The 19,289-nt window shown below is 52.8% G+C and carries 16 protein-coding genes; 11 read left to right on the plus strand and 5 right to left on the minus strand.

Annotated elements, in window-relative coordinates; genetic code table 11:
- Positions 1 to 10 precede the first annotated feature (10 nt).
- Together metC and QWY30_RS08630 are read right to left on the minus strand one after the other, a co-directional pair.
- Entirely contained in the window at positions 11 to 1,237 is a 1,227-nt protein-coding gene (gene metC / locus QWY30_RS08625) for a cystathionine beta-lyase (RefSeq protein WP_435433383.1), read from the minus strand.
- On the minus strand, positions 1,209 to 2,267 hold the full coding sequence (locus tag QWY30_RS08630) for an MBL fold metallo-hydrolase (RefSeq protein WP_290240141.1): 1,059 nt from the start codon (positions 2,265 to 2,267) through the stop codon (positions 1,209 to 1,211). The genes metC and QWY30_RS08630 overlap by 29 nt, the downstream gene beginning before the upstream one ends.
- A 77-nt stretch (positions 2,268 to 2,344) precedes the next feature.
- On the opposite strand from QWY30_RS08630, the gene QWY30_RS08635 reads away from it, so the two are divergent.
- The 10 genes from QWY30_RS08635 to QWY30_RS08680 all read left to right on the plus strand — a co-directional run bounded on the left by QWY30_RS08635 (position 2,345) and on the right by QWY30_RS08680 (position 15,297).
- Positions 2,345 to 2,725: a MerR family transcriptional regulator gene (locus QWY30_RS08635; RefSeq protein ID WP_290240142.1), complete on the plus strand. Its 381-nt coding sequence runs from the start codon at positions 2,345 to 2,347 to the stop codon at positions 2,723 to 2,725.
- Between the two features lie 105 nt (positions 2,726 to 2,830).
- A complete protein-coding gene (locus QWY30_RS08640) occupies positions 2,831 to 4,438 on the plus strand; it encodes a carboxyl transferase domain-containing protein (protein WP_290240143.1) in 1,608 nt (535 codons plus the stop codon).
- A gap of 21 nt (positions 4,439 to 4,459) precedes the next feature.
- Positions 4,460 to 6,478: an acetyl/propionyl/methylcrotonyl-CoA carboxylase subunit alpha gene (locus tag QWY30_RS08645; RefSeq protein ID WP_290240144.1), complete on the plus strand. Its 2,019-nt coding sequence runs from the start codon at positions 4,460 to 4,462 to the stop codon at positions 6,476 to 6,478.
- Positions 6,479 to 6,574: 96 nt separating this feature from the next.
- Complete coding sequence (locus tag QWY30_RS08650) at positions 6,575 to 7,537, plus strand: TAXI family TRAP transporter solute-binding subunit (RefSeq protein WP_290240145.1); 963 nt, start codon at positions 6,575 to 6,577, stop codon at positions 7,535 to 7,537.
- Between the two features lie 133 nt (positions 7,538 to 7,670).
- Positions 7,671 to 9,695 (plus strand): TRAP transporter permease, encoded by a 2,025-nt coding sequence (locus QWY30_RS08655; RefSeq protein WP_290240146.1) that lies wholly within the window; start codon positions 7,671 to 7,673, stop codon positions 9,693 to 9,695.
- Positions 9,696 to 9,806: 111 nt separating this feature from the next.
- Positions 9,807 to 10,265: a Smg family protein gene (locus QWY30_RS08660; protein WP_290240147.1), complete on the plus strand. Its 459-nt coding sequence runs from the start codon at positions 9,807 to 9,809 to the stop codon at positions 10,263 to 10,265.
- A 16-nt stretch (positions 10,266 to 10,281) separates the two neighbouring features.
- Positions 10,282 to 11,196, plus strand: a complete 915-nt coding sequence (gene gluQRS / locus QWY30_RS08665; protein ID WP_290240149.1) for a tRNA glutamyl-Q(34) synthetase GluQRS — start codon at positions 10,282 to 10,284, stop codon at positions 11,194 to 11,196.
- A 62-nt stretch (positions 11,197 to 11,258) separates the two neighbouring features.
- Positions 11,259 to 13,949 carry a DNA topoisomerase III gene (locus QWY30_RS08670; protein ID WP_290240150.1) on the plus strand — a complete coding sequence of 897 codons (2,691 nt, stop codon included), beginning with the start codon at positions 11,259 to 11,261 and terminating at the stop codon, positions 13,947 to 13,949.
- A 13-nt stretch (positions 13,950 to 13,962) separates the two neighbouring features.
- The gene (gene panB / locus QWY30_RS08675) at positions 13,963 to 14,784 is read left to right on the plus strand and encodes a 3-methyl-2-oxobutanoate hydroxymethyltransferase (RefSeq protein WP_290240151.1); all 822 of its coding nucleotides are present in this window, start codon (positions 13,963 to 13,965) and stop codon (positions 14,782 to 14,784) included.
- Positions 14,785 to 14,802: 18 nt separating this feature from the next.
- Positions 14,803 to 15,297, plus strand: coding sequence for an SET domain-containing protein (locus QWY30_RS08680; RefSeq protein WP_290240152.1), 495 nt, complete (start codon positions 14,803 to 14,805; stop codon positions 15,295 to 15,297).
- A 34-nt stretch (positions 15,298 to 15,331) separates the two neighbouring features.
- Here the strand turns inward: QWY30_RS08680 and QWY30_RS08685 are convergent, their stop codons facing one another.
- The gene (locus QWY30_RS08685) at positions 15,332 to 15,811 is read right to left on the minus strand and encodes a DUF3429 domain-containing protein (RefSeq protein WP_290240154.1); all 480 of its coding nucleotides are present in this window, start codon (positions 15,809 to 15,811) and stop codon (positions 15,332 to 15,334) included.
- Between the two features lie 43 nt (positions 15,812 to 15,854).
- Here QWY30_RS08685 and QWY30_RS08690 point away from each other — a divergent pair, with 43 nt between their 5' ends.
- Complete coding sequence (locus QWY30_RS08690) at positions 15,855 to 16,634, plus strand: ferritin-like domain-containing protein (RefSeq protein WP_435433380.1); 780 nt, start codon at positions 15,855 to 15,857, stop codon at positions 16,632 to 16,634.
- Here the strand turns inward: QWY30_RS08690 and leuA are convergent.
- Both leuA and QWY30_RS08700 read right to left on the minus strand, forming a co-directional pair.
- Positions 16,624 to 18,291 (minus strand): 2-isopropylmalate synthase, encoded by a 1,668-nt coding sequence (leuA, locus tag QWY30_RS08695; RefSeq protein ID WP_290240156.1) that lies wholly within the window; start codon positions 18,289 to 18,291, stop codon positions 16,624 to 16,626. The genes QWY30_RS08690 and leuA overlap by 11 nt on opposite strands.
- 374 nt (positions 18,292 to 18,665) lie before the next feature.
- The gene (locus tag QWY30_RS08700; RefSeq protein ID WP_290240158.1) at positions 18,666 to 19,289 is read right to left on the minus strand and encodes a hypothetical protein; all 624 of its coding nucleotides are present in this window, start codon (positions 19,287 to 19,289) and stop codon (positions 18,666 to 18,668) included.

A 19,289-nucleotide genomic window follows, 5' to 3' on the forward strand; every position in this document is an offset into this window, starting at 1 on the left:
AGACCCCTCGTTATTTTTTGATTTTGGCTAACGCTTGCTTCAAGTCGGCGATCAAGTCGTCGACAGACTCAAGCCCAATATGCAAACGAATCAGAGCGTGTTCGTGATGTTTCCAGTGTTGATGTGAGGACAAGGTGCCGGGTTCGACCCATTGCACCAGACTTTCAAACCCACCCCAGGAAAAACCAATACCAAAGAGTTCGAGCGCATCGACAAAAGGCTTGGCCGCTTCTGGTGTGCAATTGAGCTCAATAGACAACATGCCATTGGAGCCTGTGCAGTCACGTTGCCATAGAGAATGGCCCGCGTCTTTATGCCATGCAGGATGATAAATCTGTAATACTTCTGGTTGTGTATCCAGAAACTTGCAGACTTCGAGGGCGTTTCGGGCATGCTGAGGCATGCGAACGGCCATCGTTTTCACGCCGCGCAACGCGAGCCAGGCATCATCGGCGCTGACGGAGTTGCCCATCGCGTATTGTGCGGAATGAATGCGGGCGGCAAGCTTTTGATCTTTGACGATAACAGCGCCGAGCATGACATCGGAGTGTCCGGAAATGTATTTCGTGCCAGCTACGATGGAGACGTCTGCACCGAGCATCAGCGGTCGGTAGATGTACCCAGAACCCCATGTGTTATCGGTCGTGAGGATCAAGCCATGGGCCTTGGCCTGCGAGGCGAGCGCGGGCATGTCAAGCATTTCGTACAGCAACGACCCAGGTGACTCGACGTAGATCATTTTCGTATTGGGTTGAACCAGTTGCGCAATATCGTCGCGTTCTGCGGAAAAGTAGGTCACGGAAATACCAAAACCCTGGAGCAGTGCACGATCGAGATTTCGAACGGGGCCATAGACGCAGTCAGATACGAGCACATGGTCGCCGGTTTTCAACAGACCCAGAAAAGCGATATTGATGGCGGCCATGCCTGAGGGTGCGAGTACGCAATAACTGCCACCCTCGAGTTGCATGAATACGTCTTCGAGTGCGCGGTGTGTGTCCATGCCCGAGCGACCATACGTAATGGCCCGCTCTCCAGCCAGACGACGCGTCATGGCGCGATCAAGTGCGGCCAGGTTTTCAAAGCGGACCGTGCTGGTGCGCATGGAGGGCAGGCTGACCGGCGCGGTGCCTGTCTCGGGGTCGAAGGGGGCGCTACCGATATGGAGGAGTCGGGTATCAAGGTGATGTGTAGTCAAGACGCGTCCTTTATGTTCTGACGAAACGGATAATGCCATCTGCGCAAAGTTCACGAGAAAGCTTGCCCTCGAAATATAGAGCATGTAAATGCGCGATGGCTTCGCCCATTGCAAATGTCGTTTGATGCAAGTCTAGCTTACGCTTGAAAAGAACGGGCAGGATATCGGTTGTCGATTGAGGTGTGACACAGGCTTCAAGGACTTCGGCGAGTCGTTCGGCATGATGCTCGTGTTGCTGGGCGATGCGTTCGTGCAAACCTTTGAAGGGTTTGCCGTGCGAGGGCAAAATCAGCGTGTCGGCCGGAAGATGGTTAAAGTTGTCCAGTGAGTTTAGATAAAGTGGTAGCGGGTTGCCCAGTGGTTCGTAGTCGAAGACACTGACATTGGTTGAAATGCGCGGGAGGACCATATCACCAGAAATCAGCACATTCTTATCCGGGCAGAAAAGTGAAATGTGTTCGGGCGCATGTCCGTATCCTACGATGGCCTGCCAGTCGTGTCCGCCGATCTTTAATTTTTGTCCATCAAGGATGCGCGCGTATGAGGTTGGCATTTCGGGTACTAAGCTGGGGTAGTAGGATGCGCGGGCACGGATTTGTGCTAGTGCTTCGGGGTCCGTCATGCCGTGACGACCCAGATGCTGTGCGGCGCTCTCTCCTCCTGTGCCACCATTGCTTTGTCCCATGGACCAGAGTTTGGCGGTTGTATAGTCCGTCATGCTCATGGTGAGTGGTACATCCCACTTTTTGCAAAGCCAACTTGCCAGGCCGACGTGATCAGGGTGCATGTGTGTCACCACGACGCGCAGCACTGGCAAGCCCTCCAGTTGCGTTGCAAAGATCTCTTCCCAAAGCGTCTTGACCTCGTCACGGCTGATGCCACAGTCGACAATGGTCCAGCCTTCTTTGCCATCGATTTTGTCGCGTAAAAGCCAGAGATTGATATGGTCAAGCGCAAAAGGTAATGGCATGCGGATCCAGCGCACACCCGATGCGAGCTCCATAGTTTTGCCGGGACCGGGCATAGTGTCTGCAAACGGATATTGCAGCTGATGCTCGAGTGGGTTCATGTTTTGATATCTCCAAGCTTGACGGTTTCTTCAAGCCATCATAATTTACGTTTACGTAAACTGCTATCGCAAACACCATGACCCCACCGACCTGGACGATTTCGGATCTGTCTAAAGAGTTTGACATTACGCCGCGTACGATTCGGTTTTATGAGGATCACGGCATCCTGAATCCGGCACGGGAGGGAAATAAGCGTATTTATGTGGCGCGTGACCGCACCAGGCTGAAGCTCGCATTGCGGGGTAAAAGGCTGGGATTCACGCTTTCAGCGATCCGCGAGCTGGTGGATATGTACGAAGGACCGAGAGATACAGTGCCTCAGCTTAAGCATTACTTGTCGGTCCTGGAGAGTCAGCGGGCGAGTCTCGAGCAGCAGCGCGTGGATCTGGAGGAGACATTGGCCGAAATTGTGCAGCAGCAGCGGCAATGTGAGGTATTGCTTAAGGCTAAAAAGTGACTATCAGGGCACGTTGCTTTATATTAGTATTGACGTTTACGTAAACGTCAATTTAATCTTCAATACATACGGCTATGCAAACGTAAACTTAATGAGAGCACAGAGATGCCAATTATCGAGTCGAAAATCAATGGTCGATCGGCCGAGTTTGCGAACAATGCCAGTGCGATGCGTGAAAAGGTATTCGAACTCAAGGCAGTGCTGGAAAAAATTGCGCAAGGTGGTCCAGAGGCCGCGCGGCAAAAACATATTGCAAGAGGAAAGTTACTGCCACGCGAGCGTGTCGAGCAATTGCTGGACCCGGGCACGCCTTTTTTGGAGCTTTCTGCGCTTGCGGCATATGGCATGTATGACGACGATGCACCCGCTGCGGGCATCATTACAGGCATAGGACGCGTCTCGGGCATAGAGTGTGTGATTGTTTGCAACGACGCGACGGTAAAAGGGGGTACGTATTACCCGATGACCGTCAAAAAACATCTTCGTGCCCAAGAGATCGCGGCACAAAATCACTTGCCATGCATTTATCTCGTGGACTCAGGAGGCGCAAACCTGCCACAACAAGAGGATGTCTTTGCGGATCGTGAGCACTTCGGGCGGATATTTTTTAATCAAGCCAACATGTCGGCTCAAGGCATCGCACAAATCGCAGTCGTCATGGGCTCATGCACGGCGGGCGGTGCCTATGTGCCTGCAATGAGCGACGAGTCCATCATCGTCCGCGAACAGGGGACAATATTTTTAGGTGGCCCACCGCTCGTGAAGGCAGCAACAGGCGAACAGGTCTCGGCCGAAGACTTGGGTGGCGGAGATGTCCATACAAGGTTGTCTGGTGTGGCAGATCATTTGGCCATCAACGATCATCATGCCTTGCAACTCGCGCGCAAAGCAGTGAGTCATCTGAATCGACAAAAGCCGCAACAGCTAGCATTGCGGGAAACGCGTGAGCCTCTCTACGATCCGGAGGAGCTCAATGGCATCGTACCTGCGGATACACGTAAATCCTATGATGTCAGGGAGATCATTGCGCGACTGGTGGATGGTTCGGAGTTTGATGAGTTTAAAGCGCGTTATGGCACAACATTGGTAACAGGATTTGCGCATCTCCAAGGCATGCCTGTTGGAATCATTGCGAATAACGGCATTCTGTTTTCAGAGTCGGCGCAAAAGGGTGCGCATTTCATAGAACTTTGTGCGCAAAGAAAAATTCCGCTTATTTTCTTGCAAAACATCACGGGTTTTATGGTGGGTCGTAAATACGAAAATGAAGGAATCGCTCGCCATGGGGCCAAACTTGTCACGGCAGTCGCGACAGCTGCAGTACCGAAATTCACAGTCATTATTGGCGGATCTTTTGGTGCGGGAAATTATGGAATGTGCGGCCGAGCGTATTCTCCAAGATTTCTCTTTATGTGGCCTAACGCCCGTATCTCGGTCATGGGAGGCGAACAGGCAGCCAGCGTCTTGGCGACGATACGGCGAGATGGTGTGGAGGCGAAAGGAGGCGTGTGGACGATCGAGCAAGAGCAGGCCTTCAAAGCACCGATACTCGAGCAGTTCGAAAGAGAAGGACATCCTTTCTACGCCAGCGCAAGGCTCTGGGATGATGGTGTGATTCAGCCCTCGGACACACGTCGAATTTTAGGACTCAGCTTGTCAGCGGCGCTCAATGCTGTGATCCCGGATACACGCTTTGGCGTGTTTCGTATGTAAAGGCTTGAACAGGAATATAAAGTGTTTAAAACAATACTGATCGCCAATCGCGGTGAAATAGCCTGTCGAGTCGCAGCGACTGCACGCAAGCTTGGCATGAAGACCATCGCCGTCTATTCGGATGCTGATGCGAATGCAAAACATGTGACGAGTTGTGACGTCGCAGTTCGAATTGGTGAAGCGAGTGTTCAGCAAAGTTATCTGAAGGGCGAGACAATCCTTGAGGTTGCGCAACGATTTGGTGCGCAGGCGATTCATCCAGGATATGGATTTTTGTCTGAGAACGAGACATTTGCGCAGGCATGTACGCATGCTGGCGTCACGTTTATCGGACCACCTGCATCCGCGATTGCAGCAATGGGAAGTAAGTCGGCAGCAAAAAATCTGATGGCACAAGCCGGAGTACCACTTGTACCTGGTTATCACGGAGAGAATCAGGAGCCTGGATTTTTACAGCAGCAGGCGGATGCGATCGGATATCCCGTATTGATTAAAGCGAGCGCGGGTGGTGGAGGAAAAGGGATGCGCGTCGTGGAGTCTCCCGAGGACTTCAGTGCTGCGCTGCTTTCGTGTCAGAGAGAAGCAAAGGCGAGCTTTGGTGACGAGCGTGTCTTGATCGAGCGTTATTTGCAAAAACCGAGACATATTGAAATCCAAGTATTTGCCGATACTCAAGGCAATTGCATTTATTTATTTGAAAGAGATTGTTCCATTCAGCGTCGACATCAAAAGGTGATCGAGGAAGCACCTGCGCCAAATATGGATCCAGAGATGCGACTCGCGATGGGCGAGGCCGCGGTGGCTGCTGCTCAGGCGGTGGGGTATGTGGGTGCCGGGACGGTTGAATTTATCGTCGAGCCTGATGGTCGGTTTTATTTCATGGAGATGAATACGCGCTTGCAAGTTGAACATCCCGTAACTGAGATGATTACCGGGATTGATCTGGTGGAGTGGCAGCTGCTGATCGCCGCTGGTGAGCGATTGCCATTGACGCAAGAGCAACTTCCAATGTCGGGCCATTCCATTGAGGCGCGGCTCTATGCGGAAAATGCAGAGAATGGGTTTTTGCCTTCAGTGGGTCGTCTCTCGCATCTGCAATTACCCGAGCATGTTGAGTTTACGAACGGGAATATCCGCGTGGATGGGGGGGTGCGCTGTGGCGATGAGATCTCTCCTTATTATGATCCGATGATCGCGAAACTCATTGTGTGGGGCGCTACGCGCGAGCAAGCACGATTCCGTATGCAGCAGGCACTCGCAGAAACGCAAATTACGGGGGTGCACACAAACGTCAATTTTCTTTCCAGACTGATTGCAGACGATTCGTTTGCGCAAGCAGATCTTGATACTGGTTTTATCGAGAGAAGGCGCGACACATTGTTTCCGTTCGGCCAAACCCGATCAGATCATGTGTGTGCGGCTGCGGTGTTAGCGGTCTTGTCCGAGGAGTCCTTCAGCGCGGCATCGCAGCCATCCAGATCGCGTGCTTCAGTCGACCCTTGGGCCATTCAGGATGGATGGCGGCTAAGCGGGGTATATCGCCGTCAATTTATCTGGTTGGATGGTGATACACGTACACAGGTTTTTTACATATGCGACACGGGTAAGGAAAGACTTGAATTTGAGGGATGCTTACGCGATTTATCGTGGACAGCCCAGCGTATGCCAAGTGGTGCATGCCAGCTGACATATGTGCTCAATGGCGTGCGTCGAACGGCCACTGTTCAGAAGCAGGGTGAGCGTATCGATGTGTTTGTGGAAGGCACGCATACGGTGCTCTGCTTACAAGACCCCCTCAGGCAGGCCTTGCAGGGCGAGTCGCATCTAACTGGGGGCCTGACGGCACCCATGCCAGGGAAAATAATTGCTGTGCACGTGAAAGCAGGTCAGAAAGTGAAACAGGGTGATGCACTGTTAGTGATGGAAGCCATGAAGATGGAGCATGCAGTCATCGCCCCTAGCGAGGGTGTCGTCAAAGAGGTGTTTTTTAGCGTGGGCGAGCAAGTCAGCGAGGGTGTGGCGCTTATTGGGTTGGAGTAAGGTGCAAATTTGTTGCAGTTAATTACAATCAATCAGCAAAAGTACCAGTTAAACTGACAACGTTGTCGTCCGATTATCTAATCAGGGAGTAACGCGATGTTCTTAAAATCTCTAGCCAAAGTTTTAGGTGCTGTGGCACTTGTTGCGACCGTTGCAGCGCCAGCCCAGGCCCAGCAGTTTTTCCGTATTGGTACCGGCGGCACAGCAGGTACTTACTACCCAGTGGGCGGAATGATCGCCAATCTTGTGACCCAGCCCGGAAAACTGATCGCTTCTGCGGTGGCCAGCAACGGTTCCGTTGCAAACGTGAACGGTATTATGGGTGGCTCACTTGAGTCGGGTTTCAGCCAGTCGGATGTCGCGTACTGGGCGTATTCTGGAACGGGTACGTTTGCCGGAAAACCCAAGGCCACGGATTTGCGACTGATCGCAACGCTCTATCCTGAAAGTATCCATCTTGTCGCCCGTAAAGGTTCAGGGATCAAGTCTGTCGCCGATCTGCGTGGCAAGCGTGTGTCCATGGATGAACCAGGTTCTGGCACATTGGTCGATGTGCGTTTGATTATGGGCGCTTTTGGCATGACCGACAAAGATGTCAAAGCCGAATATATGAAGCCCAATCAGGCGGGTGAAAAATTGAAAGACGGTGGTTTGGACGCCTTCTTCATCGTGGCAGGTGCTCCTGTGGCAGCAGTCGCTGAGCTTGTCTCCAGTGGTGCGGGTGTTGAGCTGGTACCGATCGCAGGCCCAGAGATCGATAAGTTGCGCGAATCGCAGCGCTTTTTTACGCCTGACGTGATCCCCGCAGGTACGTATCAGGGCGTGGGTGAAGTCAAGACTATCGCTGTGAATGCTCAGTGGATTACCTCTGCCAAGCAACCCGAAGCTGTCGTGTATGAGATCGTGAAAGCAGTCTACTCAGATGCCGCACAAAAGGCTCTGGCAGCCGGTCACTCCAAAGGCAAGCTGATTACTCTTTCCAATGCTGTGATGGGCGCTGGTATTCCCTTCCATCCAGGTGCGGAAAAGTTTTATAAAGAAAAAGGTTTGTTGAAGTAAAGGCCACGGCGTCATGAGCCCGATACTCGCGACGCCCACGGTTGAGTATGGAGTGCTGAAGGCGGTGAGCGCGAAAGCGAAGCACCGCCTTTATTTTTGATCAAAGTGATCATTCGTTTATGAAGAGTCTGCTATGCAAATCGATGAAGTGAAAGCCCAGGCACTGACGGAAAAATATGACCCGGAGATACGTTTTCGGCCCCTTGCAGCAGGTGCGACATGGATTGTCTCAGTCCTGTTAGTGTCCCTCTCCATCTTTCACTATTACACGGCAGGCTTTGGTTTGTTGCGGGAGTCGACGCATCGTGGCGTTCATCTTGCTTTTGTGTTGAGTCTGATTTTTTTGGTGTTTGGTTTTAATAAGCGCGCGTATCAGCGTGAACCAAAGTCGACATGGTTTGCGCCGGGCGGAATTCCTTTGTATGACTGGTTGATCGCGCTGGCGCTCGCATTGACCGTTTTGTACATCCCTTACATTTTTGAAGAGCTGGCTTTCAAGGTCGGCAATCCTGACACCATTGATGTGGTGATGGGAACGATCTTGCTGGTGGGTTTGCTCGAAGGTACGCGTCGCGCGATGGGATGGCCTCTTCCCATCATTGCGATTGTTTTCATGATCTATGCAATGTTCGGTCAAGACTTTCCGGGCTTGCTCAAACACGCCGGAAATAGCTGGTCACAAATCGTGAATCATCTCTATCTCACGAGCCAGGGGGTATACGGTGTAGCGATTGGGGTGGTGGCCACTTACGTATTTCATTTTGTGCTGTTTGGTGTGTTGGCGACCCGAATTGGCTTGGGTCAGTTGTTTCTTGATGTGGCTTCCGCTGTGGCGGGTCGCTACGCTGGTGGCCCTGCCAAGGTATCGGTGTTTGGTTCTGCATTGTTTGGGATGTTATCCGGGTCGTCGATTGCAAATGCAGTGACGGTGGGTTCATTGACTATTCCAGCGATGATCCGGGTGGGATACCCCAGACACTTTGCCGCAGGCGTTGAGGCGGCCTCGAGTACGGGAGGACAAATCACACCGCCGATCATGGGTGCCGCGGCATTCCTGATGATTGAGTTTTTAAATATTCCATATCGGGACATTGCACTGGCCGCAACGTTTCCAGCTTTTCTATATTTCTTTGGCATGTTCATGCAAGTGCATTTTGAGGCGAAGCGCCAGAATTTGCGCGGCTTGACTGATGATGAAATGCCGAAGTTGAAAGAGTCTTTCCGCAAGCGTTGGCCGACCTTAATCCCTCTGGTGGTGTTGATTGGCGTGTTGGTGAGTGGCCGCACGCCTTATCTTGCTGCGTTCGCCGGTATCACAGCGTGTATCGTGGTGGGTCTTCTCAATCCGGTTCAGCGCCTACGTTGGAGAGACCTTTACGACGCGTTTGAAACGGGTGCCAAGTACGCGCTGGCGGTTGGTGCCGCAGCGGGTACGGTTGGCATTGTGATTGGAGTCGTCACTCTGACTGGAGTCGGCTTTAAAGTTTCCTACATCGTGATCGCGGCCTCTCAAGCGATGGCTTCGGCAGCTGCTTTTGTATTGCCAGAATTTTTGACCAATATACAGGTCTTGACACTGATCTCTGCGCTGGCGATTACGGGTCTGGTGTGTATCTTGATGGGTTGTGGAATTCCGACGACCGCAAACTACATCATCATGGTTGCTGTGGCCGCACCCACGCTTGTGCAGCTGGGTGTCCAGCCACTTGCGGCGCATATGTTCGTGTTTTATTTCGGTATTTTGGCGGACCTGACGCCTCCGGTGGCGTTGGCCGCATATGCTGCAGCGGGGATGGCGGGCAGCGATCCGTTTAAAACAGGCAATACCGCTTTCATGCTGGGAATCAGTAAATTGTTGGTTCCCTTTGTATTCATATTTTCACCATCATTGCTGCTCGTCCTCAAAGGATTTACCTGGGAAGAGTTTTTTATTACGTTAGGTGGAACGATGATTGGCCTGGTACTGCTGTCAGCTTCATTTTCCGCATATTTCTTGACGCATATGAAAGTCTGGGAAAGATGGACCTTTGCGATCGCTTCGCTATTGTTTATCGCACCTGGCTGGGAAAGTGGTTTGGTCGGTCTTGTTGTCGCGCTGCCTGCTGCCATCGCTCAATATGTGCGCCGGACGGAGCCGCGTGCAGCGATATCAACCTGATCGCTTTCATGGGCATTTAAGATAGCGTTTGTTGTTTTCTATTTTTAAGGGTAAAGTTATTTCACATGAGGGGTCTGACAGACCCCGGTTAAAACAGGAGCCGTAGCTGCCATGTTCGATATCCTGGTTTACCTGTTTGAGAACTATTACACCCCCGAAGCCTGTCCCTCGGCGGACGTGCTGGCAAAAAGGCTTGCCGCCGCCGGTTTTGAGCACACCGACATCGATGAGGCTCTAGGCTGGCTGGTTGGTTTGGCTGAAACCACCGAGCAGTGCGTCGAGCTTTCCCATACGCCTGGAGATGGTTTCCGCGTATATGCGGAAAACGAGCAGCAACATCTGGGCGCTCAGGCGATTGGCTTCATCACTTTTCTTGAGACGACCCAGGCCCTGTCACCTGCCCTGCGTGAAATCGTGATTGATCGCGCCATGGCGACCACGGATGGTTCGGTATCGCTCCAGAAAATCAAAATTATCGCTTTGATGGTGTTGTGGAGCCAAGAGTCCGAAGTTGATCATTTGATCCTCGAGGAGCTTTTACGCGACGACGGTGACCGTCTGCTGCACTGAGCTGTTCGGTTTTCAAATGCCTTACGTTGGTCGTTTTGCACCCAGCCCGAGTGGTCCTCTTCATGCAGGTTCTGCTGTGGCGGCGCTGGCCAGTTATTTGGACAGCCGCGCACACGGGGGCGCCTGGCTTGTTCGCATGGAGGATCTGGATACCCCTCGTAATGTTCCCGGTGCAGATCGCGTCATCCTGCAGCAGTTGCAAACTTTAGGTATGCAATGGGACGGAGAGGTTTTGTATCAATCTCAGAGATTGAGTGCCTATCAGCGCGCATTTGATGCCCTTTTGTCGTTAAATCTGGTTTATCCATGTGCTTGTACGCGCCGGGAGATTGCGGATTCAGTATTACGTTTGCAAGGGCATTTTCCCGAGGGAGAGCGCCCCTATCCCGGGACGTGTCGCTCAGGGCTGCCAGAAGGGCGTCAGGCGCTTTCCTGGCGGCTGCGTGTGCCAGAGGGTCAGACGGCCTTTCAGGATCGTTGGTTAGGTCCTATGAGTCAAAACGTCGCGCAGGCAGTGGGAGATTTTGTCTTGCGCCGCGCGGACGGCATTTGGGCATATCAATTAGCCGTTGTGGTGGATGATGCGCATCAGGGGGTCACTCATGTGGTGCGCGGGGAAGATTTACTCAGCAGTACTGCGAGACAGCGCTTGCTGGGTCGTCTTTTGGGATTGGCACCAGTGGAGTACTTGCACGTACCGCTCGTGACCGATGAGGCGGGTCAGAAACTGTCCAAACAAAATGGTGCTGCGGCTCTGGATTTATCAGAGCCTTTGGTTGTTTTACAGCGTGCCTGGGAGGCTCTGGGTTTTGACCCTTTGCCCGTTATGGACGTCAAAGGGTTCTGGGCCGCGGCGATCCCCGTTTGGGTGCAAGGCCAGAGTCGTGCTAACTTGCACGGCATTAATCACCGCTTTTATGATCCGCGCTAGACTGAATGATGTATTGAATTCGGATTTTGCGTGTTGAGTATGAAAGCCGTATCTGGAAAAGAATGACTAAGACACTAATTATTGCTGAGAAACCATCAGTTGCCCTCGACATTTCCCGGGCACTTGGAGGTTTTACGCGTGAAGGCGACTACTTTGAAAGTGACAAATATGTTTTGTCCTCAAGTGTCGGTCACCTGTTGAGTCTGGTGGCGCCTAATGATCCTGTGAAAGGAAAATGGAGCTTTACCCACCTGCCTGTTATTCCGCCACAGTTCGAGTTGAATCCAAGCGATAAAAAGTCGGCTGAACGACTGAAAATGCTGGTGCGTCTCATTAAACGCAAAGATGTGACGGCACTGATCAACGCATGTGACGCCGGTCGAGAGGGTGAGCTGATTTTTCGCTACATCGAACAATATGCGGGTCAGAAAAAACCCGTGCAGCGTCTTTGGTTGCAATCCATGACGCAGGACGCGATCAGAGAAGCCTTTGCCAACTTGCGTCCTGATACGACGATGAAGCCGCTTGAAGCCGCGGCGCGTTCGCGTGCCGAAGCTGATTGGCTGGTCGGGATCAACGGTACGCGTGCCATGACGGCCTTTAACAGCAAGGATGGTGGGTTTTTTAAAACCCCCGTTGGCCGTGTGCAAACCCCGACACTGGCAATTGTTTTTGAGCGGGAAGAAAAAATCAGGCGCTTTGAGCCGCGGAATTATTGGGAAGTGAAGGCGACTTTTGTCGCGGCTGCGGGTTTGTATGAAGGGCGGTGGTTTGACCCAAACTTCAAGAGGGATGCAGAAGATCCAAGCAAGCACGAGTCACGGTTGTGGCTTGAGGCTGCGGCTAAAAGCGTGGTTGCGGCGTGCCGTGACCAGCCCGGTGTGGTGACTGAAGTCGCCAAGCCCAAGACCGAGGCTGCTCCTGCGTTGTTCGATTTGACGTCCTTGCAAAGAGAGGCCAACGGCCGGTTTGGCTTTTCAGCCAAGGCGACGCTTTCGCTTGCGCAGAGTTTATATGAGCGACACAAGGCGTTGACGTATCCGAGAACGGATTCCAAGCACTTGCCTGAGGACTACATCAATACGGTACGTGCCACGATCGATGGCATCGCCGAGGGCAATGGGGTTACAAGAAACCTGGCCGCTCACGCCAAAACCATCAGTAAAAATGGTTGGGTCAAGCCCAATAAACGCATTTTTGATAACAAGAAAGTGTCTGATCACTTCGCGATCATTCCGACATTGCAGATTCCCAAAGAGCTGAGTGAAGCTGAAGCAAAGCTCTATGACTTAGTGGTGAAGCGTTTTCTGGCGATTTTCTTTCCGTCGGCCGAATACAGGATGACCACGCGCACAACGACGGTGCAGTCTCATCAGTTTAAAACCGAGGGCAAGGTTCTTGTCTCGCCAGGCTGGCTCGCTGTGTACGGTCGCGAAGTCCAAGAAGAGGATGCGACATTGGTTGCGGTTGTCGAGGGCGAGAAAGTTCGCACCGAGGATGTCGATGCGATTGCAATGGTCACCAAGCCGCCCGCTCGTTACAACGAGGGTACTTTGCTATCCGCGATGGAACATGCGGGCAAGCTCGTCGATGACGATGAGTTTGCGCAGGCTATGGCAGCTCGCGGCCTTGGAACGCCCGCGACACGCGCCTCCATTATTGAAGGCTTGCTGAATGAAACTTACCTTCGTCGCGAAGGTCGTGATCTGGTGCCGACTGCCAAAGCGCGTCAGCTGATGACGCTGTTGAATGGCTTGGATGTCAAGGAACTGACGTCACCGGAATTGACGGGTGAGTGGGAACACAAGCTGCAACAGATCGAGCAAGGTGAACTTGAGCGCGATGCGTTCATGCGTGAAATTGCGCAGATGACGCAAGTGATCGTCAAGCGCGCGAAAGAATATGATCGCGACACTGTGCCCGGAGACTATGTCACGCTGTCTACGCCGTGCCCAAAGTGCGGAAGTGTGGTTAAAGAAAACTATCGTCGATATGCATGCACAAGCTGCGACTTTTCAATAGGCAAACATCCTGGCGGACGCACGTTCGAGCCTGCTGAAGTCGAAACACTCATCACGGATAAACATATCGGACCGTTGCAGGGCTTTATTAGCAAAATGGGCCGACCGTTTGCTGCGATCTTGAAGCTTGATCCTGATTCAAAATTAGAATTTGATTTTGGTCAGCGCGATGAAGAGTCAAACGAGCCTGTGGATTTTTCCGGACATGCCCCGCTTGGTGCTTGCCCGAAATGTTCAGCGCGAGTCTTTGAACATGGCATGAGCTATATCTGTGAAAAGTCTGTGGGTCCGGAGCGCAATTGTGATTTCCGTTCTGGCAAGGTGATTTTGCAGCAAGAGGTGAGCGCTGAGCAGATGTCGAAGCTGCTCAATACCGGTAAAACGGATTTGCTGGAAGGTTTTGTTTCAAGTCGCACCAATCGCAAGTTCAAGGCGTATCTCGCACGTGGCGAAGATGGCAAAGTCAGCTTCGAGTTTGAGGCGCGTCCTGAGAAGCCCGGGCGTAAAACTGCGACAAAAACGGCCATAAAAACGGCTGTAAAGAAAGCGACGAAAACGGCAACAAAGGTCGCTGCGAAAAAAGCCGCAACGAAAACAGCGACGAAAACAGCGACGAAAACAGCAACGAAAACAGCAACCAAGACGGCTACGAAGGCTGTCAAAAAAGCGGTTAAAAAAACAGCAAAGAAAGCGACTAAAAAAGCAGTTTCTGACGCAGCGTTAGATGAATGATTAGGGAATGAATATGAGCACGCATGCAGAAGTTAAGCGGATGACTGTCCCGCAATTGTTGGCTTGTAAAGGGCAGCGAAAGATTGTCGCGTTGACCGCGTACAGCGTGCCGACGGCAAGAGTGGTGGATGATTATGTCGACTTCATTTTGATCGGAGACTCGACGGCAATGGTCGCCTACGGGTTGCCAAACACCTTGTCGATTTCTCTTGAGCAGATTGGACACCACACTGCCGCAGTCGTGCGCGGAACAAAGCGCGCGTGCATCGTGGCGGACTTGCCATTCGGCAGCTACCAAGAGTCTCTGGGCCAGGCATTTCGCAGTGCCGGTTATTTGCTGAGTCAGGGTGCGGATGCGGTCAAGCTTGAAGGTGGAGAAATCATGGCTGAGACGGTGGAGTATCTCGTGAGTCGAGGTATCCCGGTTTTAGCGCACGTGGGGTTGATGCCTCAGTACGTCAATACGATGGGCGGTTATTTGGCCCAGGGTAAAACACCTGACTCAGCTGCGAGAATTTTGGCCGATGCGTTGGCTCTTGAAAAAGCCGGTGCTTTTGGTGTGGTGCTCGAAGGTGTTGCCGAGGCCCTTGGTGCCGAGATCACATCGAAGTTATCGATTCCCACGATCGGCATTGGCGCTTCGCCTTCGTGCGATGGTCAGATTCTGGTGACCGATGACATGCTTGGCCTGAGCGGTAATCGCGTACCTAAGTTCGTCAAGCGCTACGCCGATCTGGATACGATTATGCGTAACGCGGTTCAGCAGTATGCCGATGAAGTGCGTGGAGGTAAATTCCCCGAAGCACAGCATTGTTTTGGTGTGAAACGCACCTGATTTTTTGACGTTTAATTCATGACAACAACTGAGAAGCCCTGGCACATCGTCAGGCGATCCAAGGTACACGGCAATGGTGTGTTTGCCGCGCGCAATATTCCTGAAGGTACGCGCATCATCGAGTACGGTGGCAAAACGATCAGTGCCAAAGAGGCGGACCGTCGTCACCCGACCAATCCCGATGACCCCTTTCACACGTTCTTTTTTTCCCTGAGCTCGGGCAAAGTCATCGATGGCAATGACGAAGGAAACGATGCGCGCTGGATCAATCACTCATGCGAGCCTAATTGCGAAAGTCAGGAGGGCAAGGGTGGTAAGCGCGTTCATATCGTCGCCAAGCGGGATATCAAGCGCGGTGAAGAGCTGAATTACGATTACGGTCTCGTGATCGATGATGAAAAGCTGACTAAAAAGCTCAAGTCTCAGTATGCTTGCCGCTGTGGCGCGCCTGGTTGTCGATTGACGATGCTGGCTGTGCCTGACAAGAAGAGCAAAAAAACGAAAAAGGATTAACTCCTTGATGTAGGCAAGTCGCCTGCGTCAGTGATTAGTTCATTTGCCACCAGACCAGGCTGAGCGCGCTGGTGGCGCCAAGCGTTAGCAAGGTGCGCAGTCTGAATACCCAGCGGGGGATCAACGCGGGAAAGCTGCGCATGAGCAGACCATCGAGCACCCATTGAAGCGCTAAGCCGCCAATGAGCATCTTTAAGCCCACAGCAGGTTCGGTCATGATGGAGGCCCAGCCAATCAGCGCGGGCACCACACTCCAGATAAACATCGCCGCGCGAGGCGCAGTCGCGGGCGCATGCACCGCCATGCCCCACCAGAGCGCACCGACAAAGCTCAGAATGATGGCCCCATACATGATGAGTGCCATCAATGCGAGCAAAGGGTCGAGCCCGCTCGGGAGCTGAGTCGAGAGAGCCAGGCCCCAGAACGGCAATACACCCAGTAAGCCGGGAATGAGTGCTGCAGCCGGAATACGGGCGGGCGTGGATGTATGTGGTGCGTTGAGAAGATCAGACATAATTGCAATATTACCAATTAGGTCGAAAACTGTTGAGTAAAACGTGACTGAGCTACGAGAACTCGCTTTGCATGCGTTGTGCCAGACAACATCCCAGGCCAAGGCTGCGGTGTTGGAAGGCGTCGCACCGGACTCGCCCATTGATTCCGAGCGAACGCTCGTCCCTCAGAGCGCGATCCCAGGTCGACCACCTGTGGAGTTGGTCCCTCCCTCCGGCTTGCGTTTGCGAAGTGTGCATACCCTTGAGGGGCGAGCGATTTTGATTCATGCCTTGGCGCATATCGAGTTCAATGCGATTAATTTAGCTCTGGATGTAGTCTGGCGATTTAGCAAGATGCCCGAGTCGTTTTATCGTCAGTGGATAGGTGTTGCGCTTGAGGAGTCGGCGCATTATCAGATGCTTGAGTCGCATTTGAATGCGATGGGATATGGCTACGGAGATTTCCCGGCGCATGACGGGCTGTGGGAGATGGCTGAGCGCACGCAAGACGATGTGCTGGCGCGTCTGGCGCTTGTGCCGCGGACACTCGAGGCCCGAGGGCTGGACGCTTCACCAGCTGTGCGCCACAAGCTTGCAAGTGGAGGAGATCCCAAAGGAGCGGCGATCATCGATATTATTTTGCGTGATGAAATCGGCCATGTGGCAATCGGTAATCACTGGTTCCGCTGGTTGTGCTCGGAGCGGGGGCTTGAGCCCGTTCAAACGTATGCGGAACTTGCAAAGCAATACCGTGCGCCGACACTTAAAGGACCTTTTAATGTCGAGGCACGGTTAGCTGCCGGTTTTAAGCCTGAGGAGATTGCTGCACTGATCAGGCCTTGATATGACGATTCAAGGCGCTCAGGACGGCTTTAAAGGAGGCTGTCACGATATCGCGATCAACGCCAACGCCAAAACCTGTCGCGCCATCCTCGATACGGGCTTCGACATAGCAAGCTGCACGCGTATCAGTTCCCATGCCGATAGCGTGTTCGTGATAGTCCATGATCTTGACGGGGATGCCCAAGCAGTCCACAAATGCTGAGATCGCACCATCGCCCGAACCCGTCAAGGTTCGTCGCTCACCGCCGACATCGAACTCCGCTTCGATCGTGAACAACTTGCCCTCGGCTGCGCTCGGATCACCTGTAATGCGGTGTTTGATGAGTTTCCAAGGCTCGGTCTGTGTCAAATATTCCGTATTGAAGATGCTGTAAACATCGGCAGCGGTGACCTCGCGACCGGTCTCGTCGGTGACGCGCTGGATCGCACGGCTGAATTCGATTTGCAATCGGCGAGGTAAAACCAGTCCGTGTTCTTGTTCGAGCAAATAAGATACGCCGCCTTTGCCGGACTGACTGTTGACGCGAATCACCGCATCGTAGCTGCGACCGAGGTCTGCAGGGTCGATAGGCAAATACGGAACTTCCCAGATGGCATCCGCCTTTTGTACGGCAAACCCTTTCTTGATCGCGTCCTGGTGGGAGCCTGAAAATGCGGTGAATACGAGATCGCCAGCATAAGGATGGCGTGGATGCACGGGGAGTTGATTGCAAAATTCAACACAGCGACGTACTTCGTCGATGTCCGAAAAATCCAGTCCAGGGTGAATACCTTGTGTATAGAGGTTTAAAGCCAGGGTAACGAGATCGACGTTACCCGTGCGTTCACCGTTGCCGAACAAACAGCCCTCGACGCGATCAGCACCGGCCATCAAGCCGAGTTCTGCTGCGGCGACAGCGGTACCCCGATCGTTATGGGGGTGCAAGCTGATGATGATGCTGTCGCGCTTGTTCAGATTGTTATGCATGTATTCGATTTGATCGGCATACATGTTGGGCGTCGTGGCTTCGATGGTCGCGGGCAAGTTATAAACAATTTTGCGTTGTGGTGTGGGTTTCCACGTTTCTGTGACCGCGTTGCACACCTCAAGGGCGAAGTCTGGCTCGGTGGTGCTGAAGACTTCGGGGGAATATTCGTACAACCAGTCTGTTTCTGGGTGCTTCGCCATGCAGGCCATGACACATTTCGTGCCTTCAATGGCGACTTGTTTGACCTCTTCGCGGTTCATATTGAACACGATGCGGCGAAAACCAGGTGCGCAGGCGTTGTACAAGTGAATCATCGCGCGCTTGGCGCCGGCGGCAGCCTCGACGGTGCGCTCGATGAGCTCCGGACGGGCTTGTGTCAAGGCGATGATGGTGACGTCATCGGGAATGAGCTTGTCATCGACGAGCTTACGCACGAAGTCAAAATCTGTTTGTGACGCAGAAGGGAATCCCACCTCGATTTCTTTGAAACCGATTTTGATGAGCATGTCAAAAAAGCGCAGTTTGCGCTCGACACTCATCGGCTCGATCAGTGACTGGTTGCCATCGCGCAGATCTGTGCTCATCCAGATGGGCGGATGGGTAATCCGCTTGGTGGGCCAGGTGCGTTCAGAAAAATCACGTTCGAAGGGTTTGAACGGGATATATTTTGTGGCGGGATTCGAAAGCATGTTTAACCTCAAGTCTGTTTCACAGATGTCCTGTGTTGGGAGCATCGCGATAGTCTATTGCTGGTTTTGACCAGCGCCCGGTGATGACGGGTGTATGACAGGGAGTGTTTGGGGGTAATGCGAGTGGCCAAGGGCTGCCGGACTGCCACGGGACGCTAGGTCCGGCAACCGATCGCTAGTAGCAGTGGTAGTAGGCTGAGTGTGGATGCGCGCGCAGATGATCCATCGCCCTGAAAGGCGGTGTTGGTCAACTGGAAGCAGGCGATGCCTGAAATTTGTGCTTGCATACCCATTAGATAAACATAAATATCAGCGAAAAGCAAGCCCTATCAGCTGTGAGTGATGCAGGACGGTGCTTTCCAGCAACATGCGACTCAGGCAAGTAGGGTTGGTTCACGCTGCCCACCGTTCTCGAGCGGGTTCGCTGGTGGAGCGGTATCTTTAGGAGTTAAAGCGAGTTCGAGCTCAAGTTTTTGGGCGCGCGCTAAGTCTAGTTTGCGGGTACGGCCAGTGCGTAGTTGGGAGAGAGTGGTTTGAAGGTTCCCGACGGTGATGGGTGTCGACTGATCGCGCCAGACCCAATTCAGCACGTCGAGGGCTTCGGGGCTGAGTCCTGCGCAGAGCTTGCGAAACTCTCCGAGCGGAACCAAGGCTGACCGACCACGTTTGATGCTGCCGCGGACCCAGCTCATCAGGGCACTCAAGACAAACAGGACAAGCAAAGCGGCAATAAACCACCAAAAGAATTTTTGATACTGCATGACAAAATCAATCACGGTTTTGCCAAGTATCTCGTTCAGTCCGGAAACATGCAGCACAAATTCAAGCCAACCTTTGCCGCGTGCAAGAATACCTTGTACGCAATAAAGGAGAAGTGCCAACACACTGAGCAGCACAACCAGGCGAATGATCAGCCGTGGAAGTCCCAGGCGCAACAACGTATTGCCCAGAAGATAGACATCTTTTCGGATATTTGCGGTGTTTGGTGTGTTCATCAT

The organism is Zwartia panacis (assembly GCF_030410395.1).
Taxonomy (GTDB): Bacteria; Pseudomonadota; Gammaproteobacteria; order Burkholderiales; family Burkholderiaceae_B; genus Zwartia; species Zwartia panacis.

Coding starts and splice junctions, on each gene's coding strand:
- metC (WP_435433383.1), bottom strand. CDS start 1,237: ATGGCATTATCCGTTTCGTCAGAACATAAAGGACGCGTCTTGACTACA.
- QWY30_RS08630 (WP_290240141.1), bottom strand. CDS start 2,267: ATGAACCCACTCGAGCATCAGCTGCAATATCCGTTTGCAGACACTATG.
- QWY30_RS08635 (WP_290240142.1), top strand. CDS start 2,345: ATGACCCCACCGACCTGGACGATTTCGGATCTGTCTAAAGAGTTTGAC.
- QWY30_RS08640 (WP_290240143.1), top strand. CDS start 2,831: ATGCCAATTATCGAGTCGAAAATCAATGGTCGATCGGCCGAGTTTGCG.
- QWY30_RS08650 (WP_290240145.1), top strand. CDS start 6,575: ATGTTCTTAAAATCTCTAGCCAAAGTTTTAGGTGCTGTGGCACTTGTT.
- QWY30_RS08655 (WP_290240146.1), top strand. CDS start 7,671: ATGCAAATCGATGAAGTGAAAGCCCAGGCACTGACGGAAAAATATGAC.
- QWY30_RS08660 (WP_290240147.1), top strand. CDS start 9,807: ATGTTCGATATCCTGGTTTACCTGTTTGAGAACTATTACACCCCCGAA.
- gluQRS (WP_290240149.1), top strand. CDS start 10,282: ATGCCTTACGTTGGTCGTTTTGCACCCAGCCCGAGTGGTCCTCTTCAT.
- QWY30_RS08670 (WP_290240150.1), top strand. CDS start 11,259: ATGACTAAGACACTAATTATTGCTGAGAAACCATCAGTTGCCCTCGAC.
- panB (WP_290240151.1), top strand. CDS start 13,963: ATGAGCACGCATGCAGAAGTTAAGCGGATGACTGTCCCGCAATTGTTG.
- QWY30_RS08680 (WP_290240152.1), top strand. CDS start 14,803: ATGACAACAACTGAGAAGCCCTGGCACATCGTCAGGCGATCCAAGGTA.
- QWY30_RS08685 (WP_290240154.1), bottom strand. CDS start 15,811: ATGTCTGATCTTCTCAACGCACCACATACATCCACGCCCGCCCGTATT.
- leuA (WP_290240156.1), bottom strand. CDS start 18,291: ATGCTTTCGAATCCCGCCACAAAATATATCCCGTTCAAACCCTTCGAA.
- QWY30_RS08700 (WP_290240158.1), bottom strand. CDS start 19,289: ATGATGAACACACCAAACACCGCAAATATCCGAAAAGATGTCTATCTT.